Here is an 18,282-nt window from a genome sequence, read left to right as displayed (position 1 = left end):
AAATATTGGAGGAATCGAGATGGCGTTTTCAGCAAAGACAAGAGAAAAAGCAATCGCAACCATGGAAGACAAACAGTTAGATCTGTTAATTATTGGCGGTGGCATTACTGGAGTAGGGGCCGCTTTGGACGCGGCAACACGAGGGATCGATGTCGGCTTGATTGAAATGCAAGATTTTGCGGCAGGAACGTCAAGCCGGTCGACAAAATTGATCCATGGCGGCCTTCGTTATTTAAAGCAATTTGAAGTAAAACTAGTTGCGGAAGTTGGGACTGAGCGGGCGATCGTCTATGAAAATGCACCCCATGTTACAGAGCCAGTGCGAATGATGTTGCCGTTTTACAAAGGCGGTACGTTTAATGCGTTAACAACGTCAATCGGGCTTGCTGTCTACGATCGACTTGCAGGCGTCAAGAAAGCAGAACGGCGCACGATGATGAAGGCGAAAGATGCATTAAAAAAAGAGCCGATTTTGGCAAAAGACGGCCTTCGCGGCGCCGGTATGTATGTCGAATACCGCACGGACGACGCCCGCTTAACGATTGAAATTGCGAAAACAGCAGCTGAAAAAGGCGCAAAATTAGCGAACTATGTAAAAGCGGAAGGATTTATTTATGACCAAGGGAAAATTACTGGCGTCATCGCCCGTGATTTGCTGACTGGCGAAGCTGTTACGATCCAGGCCAAAAAAGTCGTCAATGCAACGGGGCCATGGGTCGACCATTTGCGTGAGCAAGACCGCTCAAAGACCGGAAAAACGATCCATTTGACGAAAGGCGTCCATTTGGTATTATCCAAAAAAAGATTGCCTTTAAACCAAGCGCTTTATTTTGACACGCCTTTTGGCGATGGTCGCATGATGTTTGCGATCCCGCGCGGTGAAAAAGTTTATGTAGGCACAACCGATACAAATTATGAAGGCGATAAACGGGAACCTGGTGTGACGAAAGAAGATGTCGACTATATTATGAAAGCAACTAATGCCTTATTCCCAGGATATCAGCTCACAAATGCCGATATTGAGTCGAGCTGGTCAGGGTTGCGGCCCCTCATTCATGAAGAAGGCAAAAGCCCGTCCGATATTTCACGGAAAGATGAAATTTTCCACTCAGACAGCGGGCTTATGACGATAGCAGGCGGCAAACTGACTGGTTACCGAAAAATGGCCGACAATATTGTCTCAATCGTCGCCAAAGAACTTGAACAAGAAACAGGTGCTGTCTATAAACCGTGCCAGACAAAAAAACTTGTTTTATCAGGTGGAGAAGTAGGTGGATCGGACCAGCTCGACATGTTTAATGCTGCCCATATTGAAGCTGGAAAAACCCTTGGCTTAGAAGAGGCAGAAGCAGCTGAACTTGTCACACGTTACGGCTCAAATGTCACGCACGTGTTTGCGTTTCTAAATGATGGGGAAGCAGAGAAATACGGGCTTCCAAAAGCGGTATGGGCGTCGCTCCGTTACGCGATGGCCTATGAAATGGCGCTCACGCCTGTCGATTTCTTACTACGCCGCTCTTCCTATATGCTCTTTGATATTGACAAAGCCAACGCTTATAAAGACAAGATTGTGGAGGCAATGGCTTCTGTTTTAAAGTGGAGTGACAAACAGCGGGCCATTTACGAGGCTGAGTTGGCAGAACAATGGCGGATACACACGCTTGAGGATATCGGCTAAGCGATGTTTGGCGGCCAAACGATTTTACCAGCAATCAAGACAATGAAAGATTTCGAGGTTATTATGAACAGCAGCCATGAATATTTCGTTGTCTTGGATTTGCACTTGTCTAAACTAGCGTCCGTAAAAAAAAGAGCACGCGAGGGAAATAAAAAACCGATTCTCCATGCTGATTTAATCCAAGGCTTAAAAAGCGATAAGGCTGCTGCTGAATTTCTTTGCCAAGTGATTCGTCCAGCTGGATTAATATCAACACGGGGCGATATGCTTCGGATTGCAAAAAAGAATGGCATTCTTGCGATTCAACGTGTCTTTTTGCTCGACACGCTTGCGCTTGAAACGAGCTATCATCTTGCTGAAACAGTAAAACCTGATGTGATCGAACTTTTGCCTGGCATTTTGCCCGACTACATTGGCCGTGTCCATAGGAAAACGGGGATACCGGTCATTGCTGGCGGCTTAATTGAGACGATGGAAGATGCAAAGCAAGCCATTAAAGCGGGAGCTCAGGCTGTGACTGCTTCCAATCAAGAGTTATGGCTTTGAAGAAAAGGCCCTTTTGGACGATTCGAAAAAAGTCTAAATAGGGCGTTTTCTTTTAAATAGCAAAAAATGTGATATGATGCTTAAGGAAAAAACCATATTTTTGGGAGAAGCAAAGGTGGAGCTATTATGGAAGTTGTTCAACAAATCGTAGATAGCATGAATGGGATTACTTCCTATTTTCTCGTGTTTTCTTTAGTTGCCGTTGGCCTGTACTTAACGTTCCGGTCAAACTTTGTGCAAATCCGGATGTTTCCTGAAATGTTTCGAGCTGTCACCGAGAAAAAGGAGAGGAAGGGAGAAGTCTCTGCTTTTCAAGCGTTTTGTATTAGCGCCGCTTCGCGAGTAGGCGCAGCAAACATCTCAGGTGTGGCGATTGCGATTACAACAGGAGGCCCTGGCGCGATTTTTTGGATGTGGGTGATTGCGACCATCGGCATGGCTACTGGCTTTGTAGAAAGCATGCTTGCCCAAGTGTACAAAGAAAGGCGCGACGGCCAGTTCCGTGGCGGCCCTGCCTATTATATTGAAAAGGCCCTTGGCAAACGCTGGCTTGGCGTCATATTTGCTTTATTAATTGCTGTCACATTTGGGTTTATTTTTAATTCACTGCAAGCAAATACGATTGCCATTGCTATGGATGAAGCATTTGGGCTAAACCGACTAACTGTCGGCATCGTCATTGCTCTTGCAGTGGGCGTTATTATCTTTGGCGGCATTCGTTCGATTTCCGTCTTTTCAGGAATTGTCGTGCCGATTATGGCCGTTGCTTATATTGGTGTCGTCTTTTTTGTCGTTGTCAGCAATTACCAAGAAATCCCCCATATGTTTGCCCTTATTATCGGTCATGCTTTTGGGTTGAAAGAGGCGACAGTCGGCATTTTTGCCGGGCTCCTTGTCGGTGCGCAACGAGGATTGTTTTCCAATGAAGCTGGAATGGGAAGTGTCCCTAATGCCGCCGCGACAGCCGATGTATCCCATCCAGTCAAGCAAGGGCTCGTGCAATCTTTAGGTGTGTTTTTTGATACGATTATCATTTGTTCTGCGACTGCTTTTGTTATTTTGCTTACGGATGTTTATCAAACCGCTGGAGACGGGGTAGATGGCGTCGCCTTAACACAAGCGTCATTGAGCGAGTTCGTTGGCAGTTGGGCTGTGCCGTTTATTGCGATTGCGATTTTCTTTTTCTCGTTCACTTCGATTGTCGGCAACTACTACTATGGCGAAACCAATTTAGCATTCATTAAAGAGGGGACCATTTGGCTGCAAGTCTACCGCTTGCTAGTCGTCGCTATGGTCGTTTTCGGCTCCCTTGCTGCGATTGAACTCGTTTGGTCTTTAGCTGATGTGTTTATGGCCTTTACGACTGTGGTCAACTTAATGGCGATTCTGCTAATCGGCGGGATTTCGTTTGCGGTTATTTCGGATTACCAGAGCCAACGTCAACAAGGCAAAAATCCTGTTTTTAAAAGCAAAAACATTCCCGGTTTAAAAAATGCCAGCACATGGGATGATTAATAACGAAAAGAGGACTGCACTCACCCGAGCGCAGTCCTTTTTTATGCTTTCAAAAACATACCCATATTTTAAAAACTTGTCTCATAGCCTGTATAGAGAGAAAAAGGAGAGATGAACGGTGAATACGTTTTTTCGAGGGGTTCTCGTGCTGAGCGCTGCGGCGTTTGTAGGGGAATGTTTGGAGTTTATGATCAACGTTGTATTGGCAAGAGAGCTCGGCGATGAAGCGTTCGGTTTGTACATGGCGATCTTGCCAACAATGCTATTTGTTGTCGTCCTTGCAAGCATTGAATTACCCGTTTCTGTATCTAAGTTAATTGCCGAGAAAGAACCTGTTTACCATTGGCATGTACTCGGCAAAGCGCTGCAGCTCGCGTTCGTTTGTGCTCTTGCCGTCATGATTGGTGCCTTGATTGTATTGCCCCATTTAAGTGTGCTTCATTCTTATCATGCAGGCGTCAGATGGATGTTGGTGCTGCTCGTACCAATCATTACGTTTTCGTCAGTGGCAAGAGGGTATTTGATGGGCGCCCAGGAAACAGGGAAAATTGCTGTGGCCAATTTATTGAAGCGGTCGACGCAATTAGCTGGTTTGCTCATTGTGTTTAAATTGTTTTCCTTTGAAAGCAACATCGCTATTTTTATGGCGTTGCTAGCATTAAAATTAAGCGAACTGTTTGTGTTAATTTATTTGGTTATTGTATTTATAGGCAAAATACGAGAGACGAAAAAAGCACATGTCCAGAAAAAAGGGCCCAAAAAAGAGGTTTATCAAAAACTGTTGCAAGTGTCATTGCCAACAACAGGTTTGCGCATTTTTCACTCCGCTACATTTGCGATTAAACCTTTTTTAATTACGAAAGCATTGTCCAATGCAGGCATGATCGAAAGCGTGGCCATGGTCCAGTATGGGAAATTGTCTGGCATTGCCTTTACAATCGGCTTTTTTCCAGCTTTTATTGCCCACGCCTTGTTAGTTGTGCTCATTCCAATCGTATCGGATGCTTATGCAAAACGCCATTACGATGTGCTCCATCATTATTTACGGCTGTCGTTGCTCGTAACAGTTGTTTATGGTGCACCCGTCGTGCTCGCCTTCTTTTTCTTTGCAGAACCGATTACAACCGCTTTTTTTGGCCCTTCTCCAGCAGCAGGCTACTTGCAAGTATTGATCCCTTATTTCTTATTCCATTATTTTTCAACGCCGCTGCAAGCCTATTTAATTGGCATCGGCTTAGTCAAGGACGCGTTCTTGCATTCGTTATACGCGACAACCGTTTCGTTTTGCCTCATGATTGCCCTTGGCTCGATGCCAAGCTTGAAAATGGACGGCATCATATTAGGAATGAATATGGGCGCTGTGCTCCTTACCTCGTTGCATTATGTGACCATTTGCAAAAAGCTAAATTTAAACGCGCTGATGCGTCCAGGAGAAAGCTGGATATTTAAATAAGACCACTCCCCCTTTAAAAGGGGGAAGCAACCTCTAATTTTGCTTAGCTTTCTTGCCGTTTTTGCTTTCATTATGAAGGCGATCCAACGCAGTGACGACGTATGTGTACGTTTGATTTGCCGCTGCTTCGTGATCCGTATACGTTGTTTCCTGTCCATCTTTGCGGACAGTGGCGATTAAGTTTTTATTGCTTTCCAAAGAACCGGCTTTTTGGCCGTCAAATCGGTAAATGGCGTAATAAGCCGCATGCTCATTTTTAGGATCAGCGATGGTGAGCATAGTCCCATTCTTTTGTTTCACTAAATCAACGTTTGTCGGTTTTTTCGGCACAGTTCCAGCCAGCCACGGCATTTCTGGAATCAGCGCCGGGCGCTGATATTCTGTTTCTGTAAGCCGGTCTTTAACGCCGAGGCGGTTGGCACGCAAGTCTTTTAAGCTAAAGTGGATGCTGCCTTTTACGTCTGGGCGCTCGCGCATATAAGCAATTTGCCTTGGGTATTCCTCAGGGTCATGCCATGCCGGTACATCATTGACGCCTACTTTGTATGCGGCTTGCCCGACGTAAAAATGAGTATGGGAACCCGCTGTTTCTGAAATCCACCAATCTGTAAGGATGTCAAACGCTGCCGCCTCAAACCCAATGTTCCAATAAATTTGCGGAGTAATATAATCGACGGAGCGGTTTTGGATCCAATGGCGGGTGTCGGCGTAAAGATCATCATAGTTTTCTACGCCGGCTCGTGTATGAGAACCAGTTGGGTCGGTGCTGCTGTTGCGCCAGACTCCGAATGGGCTAATGCCAAATTTCACATAATGTTTTTCGTCTTTGATTGCTTGCTGGAGGGAGGCAACAAGCGTATTCACATTGTGGCGCCGCCAATCTCCCCTGTCTGTAAAGTCGCTACCATGTTCCGCAAAGGAGTCATCATCTGGGAAGTCTTGGCCAGCGATCGGGTAAGGGTAAAAGTAATCATCCATATGAATCGCATCGATGTCGTAATTCTGGACGATTTCACGGACAGCGTCTACGAGAAATTGCCGTACTTCCGGCAAGCCTGGATCAAAATAAAGTTGGTTTCCATAGGCGACGACCCAATCTGGATGTTCTTTGGCAGGGTGGCCGTCGGCTAAACGGTTGATGTCTGTATGGTTCATCGTAATCCGGTACGGGTTCACCCATGCGTGGAATTCTAAGTTGCGTTTATGGGCTTCTTCAACCATGAAGGCGAGGGGATCGTAACCGGGGTCTTGGCCTTGTTGTCCTGTCAAATATTCAGACCACGGCCCGTACTCTGATGGATAAAAACTGTCTGCTGTCGGTTTTACTTGGACAACGACTGCATTCATTCCCATTTCTTTTGTTTCATCCAGCATAGATACAAACTCTGTTTGCTGCTGCTCAGCCGATAAGCCAGCACGCGACGGCCAATCAATGTTGTTGACGCTGGCGATCCAAACTGCACGCATTTCCCGTTTTGGCGAGAGTTCTTCTTGTGCGAGTGTGTCCTCTGTCCCGAAGGCAAGCAGCCCGAGTGTGAAGCAGAAGCCCATTCCCAATTGTTTCATATGATCGCCTCCCAATTTATTTGCAGCAACCTGCTTACTTTCAAGTGTAGAGCAATGACTAGCTTCTTTGTATTGGGATAATAGGGAGACAACAAAAAACGGGCAAAATATGGAGCTTCAGAAATAGAAAAAGCCAGCCGACAACATTTATGTTTGTCAGCCAGCTGGCAGTTTTGTTTAATGTGTTACCAAGGTGCAACCGCCCCGTCTGTTCTTGACTCACTTCCTCCTACATAGGTGCCTTTTTCTTCGTCTTTCCAAATGATTTGGCCCCGTCCGAACGGCATCGTGTCATTGGCAATTGTAATGTTATGGCCTTTACGGGCCAACGCTTCCGCAATATGGCGAGGGAATGTCGGCTCTAATAGAATGTTCTTGCCTTCGACCCACTGCCAACGTGGTGAATCAAGCGCTGCTTGTGGATGCAGTTGAAAGTCAATTGTATTCATGATGACTTGGACATGTCCTTGCGGCTGCATAAAGCCACCCATCACTCCGAATGGGCCAATTGGTTTCCCATCTTTTGTGAGGAAGCCAGGGATAATCGTATGATAGGTCCGTTTATTCGGGGCCAAGCAATTGTCGTGGTTTGGATCCATCGAAAAATTATGTCCCCTGTTTTGCATGGCAATCCCTGTACCAGGCACAACTAGCCCTGACCCAAAGCCCATGTAATTGGATTGGATAAATGAGACCATGTTTCCGTCAGCATCGGCTGTACTTAAGTAAACCGTGCCGCTTGCCTTAGGCTTTCCGGCAGTTGGCAGCATTGCTTCATTTGAGATGAGGCGAAGCCGTTCTTTAGCGTATGTATCGCTCAATAAGTCTTCGATTTTTTCACTCATATTGTTTGTATCTGTAATATATTTTTGGCCATCGCTAAACGCCAGTTTGATTGCTTCAATTTGCATATGGTACGTGTCTACCGCTTCTTTATCACCAATATCAACTTGGTTAAGCATATTCAGTGCCATAAGAGCTACGAGTCCTTGGCCGTTTGGCGGGATTTCCCACACATCATAGCCACGGTAGTTCACATGTATTGGCTCCACCCACTCTGGCTGGAAATTTTCCAAATCGGTTTTCGATAAGAAGCCGCCATGTTTCTCGAAAAAAGCAGCCGTTTTTGCAGCGAGGTCCCCTTTGTAGAAGGAAGCTCCTTTGGTTTCGCCAATGCTTCTCAATGTATCGGCATGGTGTGGCGATTTCCAAATCTCTCCTGCCTTTGGCAAGTGGCCGTTTGGAACAAATGTCTCAAACCAAGCTTGAAATTCTTCCGATTTGTTCTCCGCTTTAAATTTGTCATAGCTTGCTTTCCATTGTCTTGCAACAGTAGGGGAGAGGGCAAACCCTTCTTCAGCATGGCGAATGGCAGGCTGTAACACATCAAGCAAAGGCAACTTGCCGAAACGTTCAGACAACGCTGCCCAACTTGCAGGAGCGCCAGGCACAGTTACAGGGATCATGCCATATTTAGGGATTTCCTCAAACCCTTTTTGTTTTACTTTGTCGATGCTAATCGAGGCAGGGGCAGGACCGCTCCCATTTAAGCCATGGAGTTTGCCCTCCGTCCATACAATCGCAAACGCGTCTCCGCCGATCCCATTCGAACAAGGCTCGACAACGGTCAAACAGGCAGCAGTCGCAATCGCCGCGTCAATCGCATTTCCGCCTTGTTTCAAAATCTCTAGCCCTGCTTGTGCTGCCAAAGGCTGCGATGTCGCCACCATTCCATTTTTTGCATAAACAGGCATTCGAGTTGATGGGTATGGATGCAAGTGTGGATCATGATTCATTTCAAAGTCCCTCCTTATCATAAAGTCGATTGTACCATGGAATCGGAATCTATGTATATTAAGGCAAAACCGAATAGGATCTGTTTTTTTAACTTCTCAGAAGTAAAATAAAGCACTTTTGCTCAAAATAGATAGTGGAATTGGCTAAAGGCCAAGTTGAACCTATTGACGAATTTGTATATACAGGTTATCATTAAAGCGTTATCATCCATATTTGTATATACAAATTCCGAGGATACATGGAAAATGAGCGTTTTGAAAACGCTGACAGAGGAGGAGCAACAGATGGCAATTAACTACCGTGAAACGGCGGAACAGATTCTTGCCGCTATAGGTGGCGAGGAAAATATTTCTTCGGCAACGCATTGCGTAACACGGCTTCGGCTTGTGCTTAAAGATGAAAACGAAGTAGATACAAGCGGCTTAGAAGCCATTGAAGCAGTTAAAGGAACGTTTACTGCGAGCGGCCAATTCCAAATCATTCTTGGCAATGGTGTTGTAGACAAAGTATATAAGGAATTGATGGCTCTAACAGGGCGCGAGGAGCAAAGCAAAGACGAGGTGAAAGCGGAAGCCGCCAAAAAAGGAAGCCCTTTGCAACGGGCAATTAAAGTGCTGGCGGATGTTTTTATCCCGATTTTGCCGGCGATTGTCACAGCTGGTTTGTTAATGGGCATTAACAACATTTTAACGGGGAATGATATCTTTTACACAGGAGCGTCCATTATTGACGTTCATCCACAGTGGGCTGATTTTGCCGATATTATCCACGTTATCGCTAATACAGCGTTCACATTTTTGCCGGCACTGATTGGCTGGTCTGCAGTCAAACGTTTTGGCGGCAACCCATTGCTTGGAATTGTGATGGGCCTAATTCTAGTCCATCCTGCTTTGTTAAACGCATGGGATTATGGCGCTGCCCGTGAGGCGGGGGAAATCCCAACTTGGAATTTATTTGGTCTTGAAATTAATAAACTTGGCTATCAAGGGCAAGTGCTTCCTGTATTTGTGGCATCGATCATTTTAGCGAAGTTGGAACTGTTCTTGCGCAAACGGATACCAGATGCTTTCCATTTACTGACGGTCGCTCCGTTAGCATTGCTCATAACAAGTTTCATTACATTTATTGCAGTAGGGCCGCTTACATTTGCAATCGGTAATTGGATTGCTGATGGTTTTATTTGGCTGTTTGCGACACTGCCTTGGATTGCAGGTTTCTTATACGGGATTATTTATGGCCCCCTTGTCATTACGGGGATGCACCATACATTCCTTGCTGTCGATTTGCAACTCGTTGGTTCAGGCAACGGCACGTTCTTATGGCCAATTTTGGCGCTGTCTAATATTGCCCAAGGTTCAGCTGCGTTTGCGATGTATTTTGTCGTCAAAAACGCCAATTTAAAAGGGCTAGCAGGGACATCAGGTTTATCAGCTTGGCTCGGCATTACAGAACCAGCCCTTTTCGGTGTCAACTTGCGCTTCCGCTTCCCGTTTTTTGCGGCAATTGTAAGTGCTGGAATCGCCGGTATGTTTATTACCATGCAAAACGTCATCGCCAATTCGATCGGCGTAGGGGGCGTGCCTGGCTTTGTATCGATTCGTCCAACAGACTGGATCCCATTCTTTATTGGCATGGCGATCGTGATTGTGCTGCCATTCCTCATTACGTTGTTATACGGCAGACTCCGTCATCCAAAAAGTTTGCAAGAAGACAATTAAGACAATCTGAGTGCGGTTATGACTTTGTCGACAACCTCAAGGAACTGCTTAGCAGTTCCTTTTTTGAACTTGTATATACAAGTGTGCTAAACTGGTGGTAAATAGAGACAGAGAAAGGTGGATAAACACAAATGGAATGGTGGAGAACAAGTACAGTTTATCAAATTTACCCTAAAAGCTTTAACGATACGACGGGAAATGGCATTGGCGATTTGCAAGGGATCATTGAAAAGCTAGACTATTTAAAAGAACTAGGCATAGACGTCATTTGGTTAACGCCTATTTATGCTTCACCGCAAAATGACAATGGCTATGACATTTCCGATTATTATGCGATCCATGAAGACTATGGGACGATGGCTGATTTCGAAAAACTCCTGAGTGAAACCCATAAACGGGGAATGAAGCTAATTATGGACTTGGTTGTTAACCATACGTCGACTGAACATCAGTGGTTTAAAAATGCGAAGCTAAGCAAACAGGCGAAGTACCGTGATTTTTATATTTGGAAAGAAGGCAAAGACGGAGGCGCACCAACAAATTGGCAATCGAAGTTTGGCGGTTCTGCGTGGGAATACAATGAAGCGACAGGTGATTACTACTTGCATTTGTTTGACGTTACGCAAGCAGACTTAAACTGGGAAAACGAACAACTGCGCAAGCATGTCTACGAGATGATGCATTTTTGGTTTAATAAAGGCATTGATGGCTTCCGTCTTGATGTCATTAACTTAATATCAAAAGACCAACGCTTCCCTGATGATGATGGGTCAGTAGCGCCAGGTGACGGCCGCAAATTTTACACAGATGGCCCCCGTGTCCATGAATATTTGCAGGAAATGAACCGAGAAGTATTAGCCAAGTATGATAGCCTAACCGTTGGCGAAATGTCTTCAACGACGATTGAAGACTGCATTCGCTATTCAAATCCAAAGCAGCGTGAACTGTCTATGACGTTTAATTTCCACCATTTAAAAGTAGATTATCCGAATGGAGAAAAATGGGCTGTTGCTGATTTTGATTTTAAAGCGCTAAAACAAATTTTATCGGAATGGCAAGTCCGCATGCATGAGGGCGGAGGATGGAATGCGTTGTTTTGGTGCAACCACGACCAGCCGCGGGTCGTTAGCCGTTATGGCGATGAGCACGAATACCATAACCAATCAGCGAAGATGTTGGCTGCGACAATCCATTTCATGCAAGGGACGCCGTATGTGTATCAGGGTGAAGAGTTCGGCATGACAAACCCGAATTTTACAAGCATCGACGATTACCGCGACGTAGAGTCATTGAATGTCTACGATCGCTTAAAAGAAGAGGGCGTGCCTGAAGAACATATTCTCGCGATCCTTAAACAGAAATCACGGGATAACTCGCGGACGCCGGTCCAATGGGATTCAAGCGAGCAAGCCGGTTTTACAACGGGAACGCCATGGATAAAGGTGAGCAGCAATTACAAGGAGATCAATGCCGAAAAAGCGCTCAGTGACCCGAATTCGATTTTTTATTTTTATCAAAAGCTCATTGCGCTGCGCAAAAAGCTGCCAATCGTGACAACAGGTGATTACCGCTTGCTTGTGCCTGAAGATGACCATGTATTTGCATACGTGCGCACGGATGGCACGGAGAAACTCCTTGTTGTTTCAAATTTTTACCCTGTAAATTGCGATTTTGAATGCCCAGAAGATCTGGTATCATTAAAAGCGACGCAGTTAATAGGCAACTACAACCAAAAACGAAAACTGGAAAAAACATTTTCGCTCAAGCCTTATGAAACGGTGGCATTCCAGTTGAAGGAGTAAGAGAAGCACGTGAAAAACAAGTTTCAATCGATTTATCAAGCGCTCACACAAGCAATCAATAGCGGTGTTTATGCTCCTGGCGAAACGTTGCCTTCTGAAAACGAACTGACAGAGATGTTCCAAGCATCAAGGGAAACGATTCGCAAAGCACTGAAAATGTTATCAGAACACGGGTATATTCAAAAGATACAAGGCAGAGGTTCTGTTGTACTCGATGTCGCCCGCCTCGATTTCCCGGTTTCAGGGGTTGCAAGCTTCCAAGAACTAAATGAAAAGCTTGGTTTGCAAGCTAAGACCGATGTCGTCTGCTTTACAGCTGCTAAAGCAGATGAAACAATGGCAAAGAAGTTGGAAATTGAAACAGGAGAGCAAGTTTGGCAAGTGGAGCGAATTCGCTTCATTGATGGGGAACGGATTATATTGGATAAGGACACATTTGTTTCCAGACTTGTCCCTGGTTTAACGAAAGACATTTGTGCGGGCAGCATTTATGCCTACATTGAGAAGCAATTAGGCCTTGCCATCAGCTTTGCCAAAAAAGAAATTGTCGTTGAAGCGGCGACGGAGGAAGACGAGGCCATGCTTGACCTCGATGAAAGCGGCCGCGTAGTCGTTGTCAGAAGCTATACGTATTTTGACAATGCCGTGCCTTTCCAGTACACAGAGTCGCGCCACCGTGCTGACCGCTTCCGATTTGTTGATTTTGCCAGACGCAACCCTTAAATCGATGGCAGTTTTTAGAGGGGACGATTTAGCTGCTGCTCGACTGGTCAAACAAATGGGTTTTAATCGGTGCCAAACCGCAGTATACTAAAAAATAAAGGAGAGAACCCGTTTGTCTGTGTACGATTATTCGGTTAAGACGAGTGATGGCCAAGAGGTGTCATTATCAACTTACAAAGGCAATGTATTGCTCATTGTCAACACTGCCACTAAATGCGGCTTTGCTTCACAGTTTGCAGGGCTTGAAAAACTGTACAATGACTATAAGGAAAAAGGCTTTTATGTGCTCGGCTTTCCTAGCAACCAATTTTTAAACCAGGAGCCGGTTGCCGACGAAGACATGGAACAGGTGTGTAAAATCAATTTTGGCGTTACGTTCCCACTGTTTGCGAAAACAGATGTGAAAGGCAAACATGCCAACCCGTTGTTCAACTATTTGAAAGCGGCCAAAAAGGGAATGTTGAGCGAAGAGATTAAATGGAACTTCACGAAATTTCTCGTCAATCGAAAAGGCGAAGTCATTAAGCGTTATGCGCCTGCCACAAAACCGGAAACGATTGAAGCAGATGTCATCGAAGAACTGAAGGCCGATGCATAGAAAAGGCTGTGCAGCTTAGGACGCTGCACAGTTTTTTTAGGAGGACGGCAATATGGCAAATCGTATGGAAGATGAGGCTGTTGAGTTTCTTTCCCTTTTTTACGAGGAGCATCGCTTAGACGGCAAAGAAGCGCGGATACACGACGTTTGCGAAGCGATCCGTACAGACGGCACATACGAGCATACCGCTGAGGAGCTTGCATTTGGGGCGAGGCTCGCTTGGCGTAACAGCAATCGTTGCATTGGCCGCCTGTTTTGGGAACGGCTTACCGTTATTGATGAACGGAAAGCACATACAGAAGAAGCGGTCGCACAAGCCCTTTTTAGGCATATGGAATATGCAACAAACGGTGGAAAAGTCATTCCAACCATTACGGTATTCAAACAAGGGGCCTCGATCCGTATTTGGAATGCGCAACTTGTCCGTTACGCAGGCTATCGCAGTGATGGCCGCATTATTGGCGATCCTGCTTCCCTTGAATTAACGGATATTTGCAAGCAGCTTGGCTGGGTTGGCGCAGGGAGCGATTTTGATGTGCTTCCCCTAGTCATATCGGTAGGGACACGTCCCCCTCAACTATTCCCTATCCCAGAGCATCTTATTAAAGAAGTGGCGCTTGTCCACCCTGATAACAAAGCATTTGCTAGACTGAACCTTAAATGGTACGCAGTCCCGTTTGTATCAAATATGCGCCTTGAAATTGGCGGCATTTCTTATTACGCAGCGCCGTTTAACGGTTGGTATATGGGCACGGAAATCGGCGCCCGCAATTTAGCCGATGATTTTCGCTATAACCGCTTGCCAGAAGTGGCCGCCGTGCTCGGAATCAGCATGGAGCGGGAAGCATCGCTATGGCGCGACAAAGCGCTTGTCGAATTAAACCGTGCTGTTCTCTATTCGTATCAAGAGCAAGGCATAAGCATTGTCGATCATCATACAGCAGCAAAACAGTTTCAACGTTTTATTGGCAATGAAACAGAAGCAGGGCGCGACGTGACAGGAGACTGGACGTGGCTAATCCCGCCGATGTCCCCAGCGCAGACGGACATTTTTCACCAATCGTTTGATAATCGCATCGTTTCGCCGAATTACTTCCACGAAAAGCCACCCTATTGTAGTAAAGGGATAAAAGAAGAACATTAAAGGAAGATGCACATGAGTTTACTTCGAGCAGAAGGGCTAACAAAGTCTTTTGGCGACAAGATTTGTTTTGAATCGATTCACTTTAGTTTAGAAAAAGGCGACAGAATTGGCTTGCTTGGCGTTAATGGCACTGGCAAATCGACGTTGTTAAAAGCACTCGCCGGAGTCGAAGGGTTTGATGCGGGCGCTTTGTTTCATGCCAATGAGTTTACGCTAGAATACTTGCCGCAACAGCTCGACATGCCAGAAAACGAAACAGCCATTCGCTATATTTACAGGAGCGAATCGACGTTGATGCGAACGGTAGCAAGCTATGAAAAGGCGCTTCAAGACTTAGAGGCACACCCACACGACAACAAGCGCCAAGCTGAGCTTCTGAAATGGCAAGATGAAATGGACCGCGTTGACGCTTGGGAAGCGGCCACACAGGCGAAAACCATTCTTAGCAAACTTGGGGTTTCGGCACTTTCGGCGAAGCTTGGCACGTTGTCAGGTGGCCAGAAAAAACGTGTTGCCTTGGCGCGGGCACTCATTCAGCCAGCTGATTTGCTATTACTCGACGAGCCGACGAACCATCTTGACCATGCAACGGTTGAATGGTTGGAAGAACATTTAAAACAATATCCTGGTGCATTGATCGTGATCACTCACGACCGCTACTTTTTAAACCGCGTCGCCAATACCATTTTTGAGTTATCAGAGGGAGCGCTATACCGGTATGTTGGCAACTTTGAGACCTATTTAGAAGAAAAAGCGGAACGCAAAGCGCAAGCAGAGCAAGCGGAGGATAAACGCAAAAATTTGCTTAGGCGGGAGCTTGCCTGGCTAAAGCGAGGAGCTAAGGCGAGAACAACGAAGCAAAAGGCGCGGATTCAACGGGTAGAAGCACTGAATGCCCAAACTGGCCCAAGTGACAATAGGCAGCTGGATATGCCCATTGGCCATAAGCGTCTTGGCAAACAAGTGATTGAGCTTCGCCAAGTTAGCAAATCGTACCAAGGAAAGATGCTTTTTTCCGATTTGTCTTTCTTAATGGGAAAAAATGAACGGCTTGGCATTATTGGCGAAAATGGCAGCGGAAAGACAACGTTGCTGAATATGATGGCAGGGAGGACTGCTCCCGACAGCGGGACGGTTGATGTTGGCGAAACAGTCCGGATTGGCTATTACCGCCAAGAAGATGCAGAGCTTGACGGCGATTTGCGCGTTGTGGAATACATTAAGGAAGTTGCTGAAGTGGTTTACACCACAAAAGGGGATGCGATTTATGCTGAGCAAATGCTTGAACGCTTTCTGTTTCCACGGTCGCAACAATGGACCTATATTCGCCGTTTGTCAGGCGGTGAAAAAAGACGTTTGTATTTGCTGCGCGTACTAATGGGCGAACCGAACGTGTTGTTCCTCGATGAACCAACAAATGACCTAGATGTCGAAACGCTTGCTGTACTAGAAGACTATTTAGACACATTCCCTGGCGCGGTTGTTGCTGTTAGCCATGATCGCTATTTTCTTGACCGTGTTGTTGACCGAATGCTAATTTTCGAAGGCAATCGCCTGTTGCGCTATGACGGCGATTACAGTGATTATATAGCGGGCAGAAACGACATCACCACTAAACAGCCACAGCACGAACAACCGCCAACGCCACAGCCGAAAAAAGAACAAAAAAAGTTATCATATAATGAGCAGCGCGAATGGGAGCAAATTGATGGACATATAGCAGAGCTTGAAGAAAAGCAGCAGATCCTTGAGCAGGCGATTGCCGACGCAGGCAGTGATTATGGACGAATTGCTGATTTGCTAAAAGAAAAAGAAATGCTGGACAGTGAGTTGGAGGCCGCTCTTAATCGCTGGACAGAACTGGCCGAGAAAATAGAAGCATTACAGTCGAAATAGATCATACGAACGAGCAAAAACACAGGATCTTGTCAAGATTGCTGTGTTTTTTGCTTGCCAGCTGCACAGTGCAACAAAAAGCTTACTTTTGGGTGAAAATGATTGAATTTGAATGTTTTTGGTTGTATACTAAGCAAAGAGAGCTGAGGTGTGCGAAATGCTTACATTGGAAAGGCAAGAAAAAATCCTCGCCCTTCTCGCAAAGAATGAAGTGGTGAAAATTCAAGATTTAATTGTAGCAACTGGCGCTTCTGAGTCTACGATACGTCGAGACTTGACGGAGCTTGAACAGAGAAATAAATTAAAGCGCATTCATGGCGGTGCTACGTCATTGAAAAAAATGCGAGATGAGCCAACAATTGCGCAAAAAACGCTCAAAAACCGTCAAGAAAAAATAAAAATTGCCAAGCAGGCTGCTGAACTCGTACAAGATGGAGATTGCCTGTTTTTAGATGCAGGGACGACTACTTATGAAATGATCCCCTTTTTGAAAGGCAAACAAATTGTGGTTGTGACAAATGGATTAACAAATATCGCCCATTTGCTTGAAGCCGAAATTGACACACATGTGCTTGGCGGATATGCGAAAAAAGGGACACACGCTTTTGTTGGCCGAAACGCGTTGGAGGCGATCGATGCCTTTCGCTTTGACATTGTGTTTCTTGGCACAAATGGCATTACCCCTAGTGATGGGTATACAACTCCTGATCTTGAAGAAGCCTATATAAAAGTACAAGCGCTAAAACGAGGGCGGCAAACATATGTGTTAGCGGATCATACAAAATTTGGCGATGTTTCGTTCTCAAAAATTGCCGATGTGGAGCGTGCCGCCATCATCACAAGCTCTTATACACGTGAAGAACATCCAGAGCTGTTTTCGCAACTTGCAGCTAAGACGACAATCAAGGTGGTAGAACAATGATTTACACAGTGACGTTAAATCCGGCAATGGATTACTTTGTCGCGCTCGATTCAATGAACAAGGGAGGTGTAAACCGGGCAGCCCATGACCACAAAGCACCCGGCGGCAAAGGCATTAATGTCTCCCGTGTGCTAAAGCGGATCGGCCATCGGAGCACAGCGCTTGGCTTTATTGGCGGTTTTACAGGCGAATACATTAAAGCCAATGTAGAGGCGGACGGTGTCCACACGTCTTTTATTGAAATAAGCGGCGACACCCGTATCAACATTAAGCTAAAAGCCGATGTGGAAACAGAAGTCAATGGCGTTTCTCCGGCGATTGCAGCAAATGATGTAGCAGCACTTGAAGAGCAGTTGACACAACTGAAAGCAAACGATGTGGTCGTTTTCGCAGGCAGCGTCCCTCCAAGCCTTGAGACAAATGTATATGCGAAATGGAGCAAGTTGCTCAAAGACCGCGGTGTTTCTGTCTTTATAGATACAAGCGGAAAACCGCTAGAAGAAGCAGTTGCTGCACAGCCAGATTTCATTAAGCCTAACCAACATGAATTGGCTGAGTTTGCAGGCGAAGCGATCGATTCTCTCGAAGCGGCTGTTCCCCATGCCAAGGCGCTTGTGGCGAAAGGAATCGGCCACGTATTCGTTACATTTGCTGGGGACGGTGCGTTGCTTGCTACAGAGCAATCGATTTTATTGGCGACGACGCCAAAAGGCACTGTCAAAAACTCCGTCGGTGCAGGTGATTCCGTTGTAGCAGGGTTTATCGGCGCCACGGCGGAAGGGATGTCTCTTCCCGAAGCTTTCCGTTTTGCTGTTGCTTCAGGAAGCGCTACAGCCTTTTCTACAGGCTTTGCTGAACGTACGACGATCGAAGCACTCATGGACGAGGTAGCTGTCACTATTTACAGAGAGGGGTAAACAAAGG

General features: G+C 45.9%; 14 protein-coding genes. 12 read left to right on the top strand and 2 right to left on the bottom strand.

The window, feature by feature from the left end:
- The first annotated feature begins 19 nt into the window (after nucleotides 1-19).
- The 4 genes from BC8716_RS21960 to BC8716_RS21945 all read left to right on the top strand — a co-directional run bounded on the left by BC8716_RS21960 (nucleotide 20) and on the right by BC8716_RS21945 (nucleotide 5,192).
- On the top strand, nucleotides 20-1,678 hold the full coding sequence (locus tag BC8716_RS21960) for a glycerol-3-phosphate dehydrogenase/oxidase (RefSeq protein ID WP_094429087.1): 1,659 nt from the start codon (nucleotides 20-22) through the stop codon (nucleotides 1,676-1,678).
- A gap of 3 nt (nucleotides 1,679-1,681) precedes the next feature.
- Nucleotides 1,682-2,224 carry a glycerol-3-phosphate responsive antiterminator gene (locus BC8716_RS21955; RefSeq protein ID WP_094429086.1) on the top strand — a complete coding sequence of 181 codons (543 nt, stop codon included), beginning with the start codon at nucleotides 1,682-1,684 and terminating at the stop codon, nucleotides 2,222-2,224.
- 126 nt (nucleotides 2,225-2,350) lie between these two features.
- On the top strand, nucleotides 2,351-3,739 hold the full coding sequence (locus tag BC8716_RS21950; RefSeq protein WP_094429085.1) for an alanine/glycine:cation symporter family protein: 1,389 nt from the start codon (nucleotides 2,351-2,353) through the stop codon (nucleotides 3,737-3,739).
- A 118-nt stretch (nucleotides 3,740-3,857) separates the two neighbouring features.
- Nucleotides 3,858-5,192 (top strand): polysaccharide biosynthesis protein, encoded by a 1,335-nt coding sequence (locus BC8716_RS21945; RefSeq protein WP_094429083.1) that lies wholly within the window; start codon nucleotides 3,858-3,860, stop codon nucleotides 5,190-5,192.
- 33 nt (nucleotides 5,193-5,225) lie between these two features.
- Here the strand turns inward: BC8716_RS21945 and BC8716_RS21940 are convergent, their stop codons facing one another.
- Both BC8716_RS21940 and BC8716_RS21935 read right to left on the bottom strand, forming a co-directional pair.
- Nucleotides 5,226-6,758, bottom strand: a complete 1,533-nt coding sequence (locus BC8716_RS21940) for a glycoside hydrolase family 10-like protein (protein WP_094429082.1) — start codon at nucleotides 6,756-6,758, stop codon at nucleotides 5,226-5,228.
- 185 nt (nucleotides 6,759-6,943) lie between these two features.
- Nucleotides 6,944-8,554, bottom strand: a complete 1,611-nt coding sequence (locus BC8716_RS21935) for a gamma-glutamyltransferase family protein (protein WP_094429080.1) — start codon at nucleotides 8,552-8,554, stop codon at nucleotides 6,944-6,946.
- A gap of 285 nt (nucleotides 8,555-8,839) precedes the next feature.
- Between BC8716_RS21935 and treP the strand changes: the two genes are divergently transcribed.
- The 8 genes from treP (at nucleotide 8,840) to pfkB (ending at nucleotide 18,275) form a co-directional block, all read left to right on the top strand.
- On the top strand, nucleotides 8,840-10,273 hold the full coding sequence (treP, locus tag BC8716_RS21930) for a PTS system trehalose-specific EIIBC component (RefSeq protein ID WP_094429079.1): 1,434 nt from the start codon (nucleotides 8,840-8,842) through the stop codon (nucleotides 10,271-10,273).
- Between the two features lie 131 nt (nucleotides 10,274-10,404).
- The gene (treC, locus tag BC8716_RS21925) at nucleotides 10,405-12,075 is read left to right on the top strand and encodes an alpha,alpha-phosphotrehalase (protein WP_094429077.1); all 1,671 of its coding nucleotides are present in this window, start codon (nucleotides 10,405-10,407) and stop codon (nucleotides 12,073-12,075) included.
- 9 nt (nucleotides 12,076-12,084) lie between these two features.
- Complete coding sequence (gene treR / locus BC8716_RS21920; protein ID WP_094429076.1) at nucleotides 12,085-12,798, top strand: trehalose operon repressor; 714 nt, start codon at nucleotides 12,085-12,087, stop codon at nucleotides 12,796-12,798.
- A 112-nt stretch (nucleotides 12,799-12,910) separates the two neighbouring features.
- A complete protein-coding gene (locus BC8716_RS21915) occupies nucleotides 12,911-13,396 on the top strand; it encodes a glutathione peroxidase (protein ID WP_094429074.1) in 486 nt (161 codons plus the stop codon).
- Between the two features lie 52 nt (nucleotides 13,397-13,448).
- Entirely contained in the window at nucleotides 13,449-14,540 is a 1,092-nt protein-coding gene (locus BC8716_RS21910) for a nitric oxide synthase oxygenase (protein ID WP_094429073.1), read from the top strand.
- Nucleotides 14,541-14,552: 12 nt separating this feature from the next.
- Nucleotides 14,553-16,436: an ABC-F family ATP-binding cassette domain-containing protein gene (locus BC8716_RS21905; RefSeq protein WP_094429071.1), complete on the top strand. Its 1,884-nt coding sequence runs from the start codon at nucleotides 14,553-14,555 to the stop codon at nucleotides 16,434-16,436.
- Nucleotides 16,437-16,593: 157 nt separating this feature from the next.
- Nucleotides 16,594-17,358, top strand: coding sequence for a DeoR/GlpR family DNA-binding transcription regulator (locus BC8716_RS21900; RefSeq protein WP_094429069.1), 765 nt, complete (start codon nucleotides 16,594-16,596; stop codon nucleotides 17,356-17,358).
- Nucleotides 17,355-18,275, top strand: a complete 921-nt coding sequence (gene pfkB, locus BC8716_RS21895) for a 1-phosphofructokinase (protein ID WP_094429068.1) — start codon at nucleotides 17,355-17,357, stop codon at nucleotides 18,273-18,275. The genes BC8716_RS21900 and pfkB overlap by 4 nt, the downstream gene beginning before the upstream one ends.
- The last annotated feature ends 7 nt before the right edge of the window (nucleotides 18,276-18,282 follow it).

Source organism: Shouchella clausii, assembly GCF_002250115.1.
In the GTDB taxonomy this organism is placed as follows: Bacteria; Bacillota; Bacilli; order Bacillales; family Bacillaceae_D; genus Shouchella; species Shouchella clausii.
This window is presented reverse-complemented; position numbering and strand designations above follow the sequence as displayed.

What these genes read in the sequence shown, in the direction of transcription:
- BC8716_RS21905 (WP_094429071.1), top strand. Translation starts at nt 14,553, where the DNA reads ATGAGTTTACTTCGAGCAGAAGGGCTAACAAAGTCTTTTGGCGACAAG.
- BC8716_RS21900 (WP_094429069.1), top strand. Translation starts at nt 16,594, where the DNA reads ATGCTTACATTGGAAAGGCAAGAAAAAATCCTCGCCCTTCTCGCAAAG.
- treP (WP_094429079.1), top strand. Translation starts at nt 8,840, where the DNA reads ATGGCAATTAACTACCGTGAAACGGCGGAACAGATTCTTGCCGCTATA.
- treC (WP_094429077.1), top strand. Translation starts at nt 10,405, where the DNA reads ATGGAATGGTGGAGAACAAGTACAGTTTATCAAATTTACCCTAAAAGC.
- pfkB (WP_094429068.1), top strand. Translation starts at nt 17,355, where the DNA reads ATGATTTACACAGTGACGTTAAATCCGGCAATGGATTACTTTGTCGCG.
- BC8716_RS21910 (WP_094429073.1), top strand. Translation starts at nt 13,449, where the DNA reads ATGGCAAATCGTATGGAAGATGAGGCTGTTGAGTTTCTTTCCCTTTTT.
- BC8716_RS21960 (WP_094429087.1), top strand. Translation starts at nt 20, where the DNA reads ATGGCGTTTTCAGCAAAGACAAGAGAAAAAGCAATCGCAACCATGGAA.
- BC8716_RS21950 (WP_094429085.1), top strand. Translation starts at nt 2,351, where the DNA reads ATGGAAGTTGTTCAACAAATCGTAGATAGCATGAATGGGATTACTTCC.
- BC8716_RS21955 (WP_094429086.1), top strand. Translation starts at nt 1,682, where the DNA reads ATGTTTGGCGGCCAAACGATTTTACCAGCAATCAAGACAATGAAAGAT.
- BC8716_RS21940 (WP_094429082.1), bottom strand. Translation starts at nt 6,758, where the DNA reads ATGAAACAATTGGGAATGGGCTTCTGCTTCACACTCGGGCTGCTTGCC.
- BC8716_RS21935 (WP_094429080.1), bottom strand. Translation starts at nt 8,554, where the DNA reads ATGAATCATGATCCACACTTGCATCCATACCCATCAACTCGAATGCCT.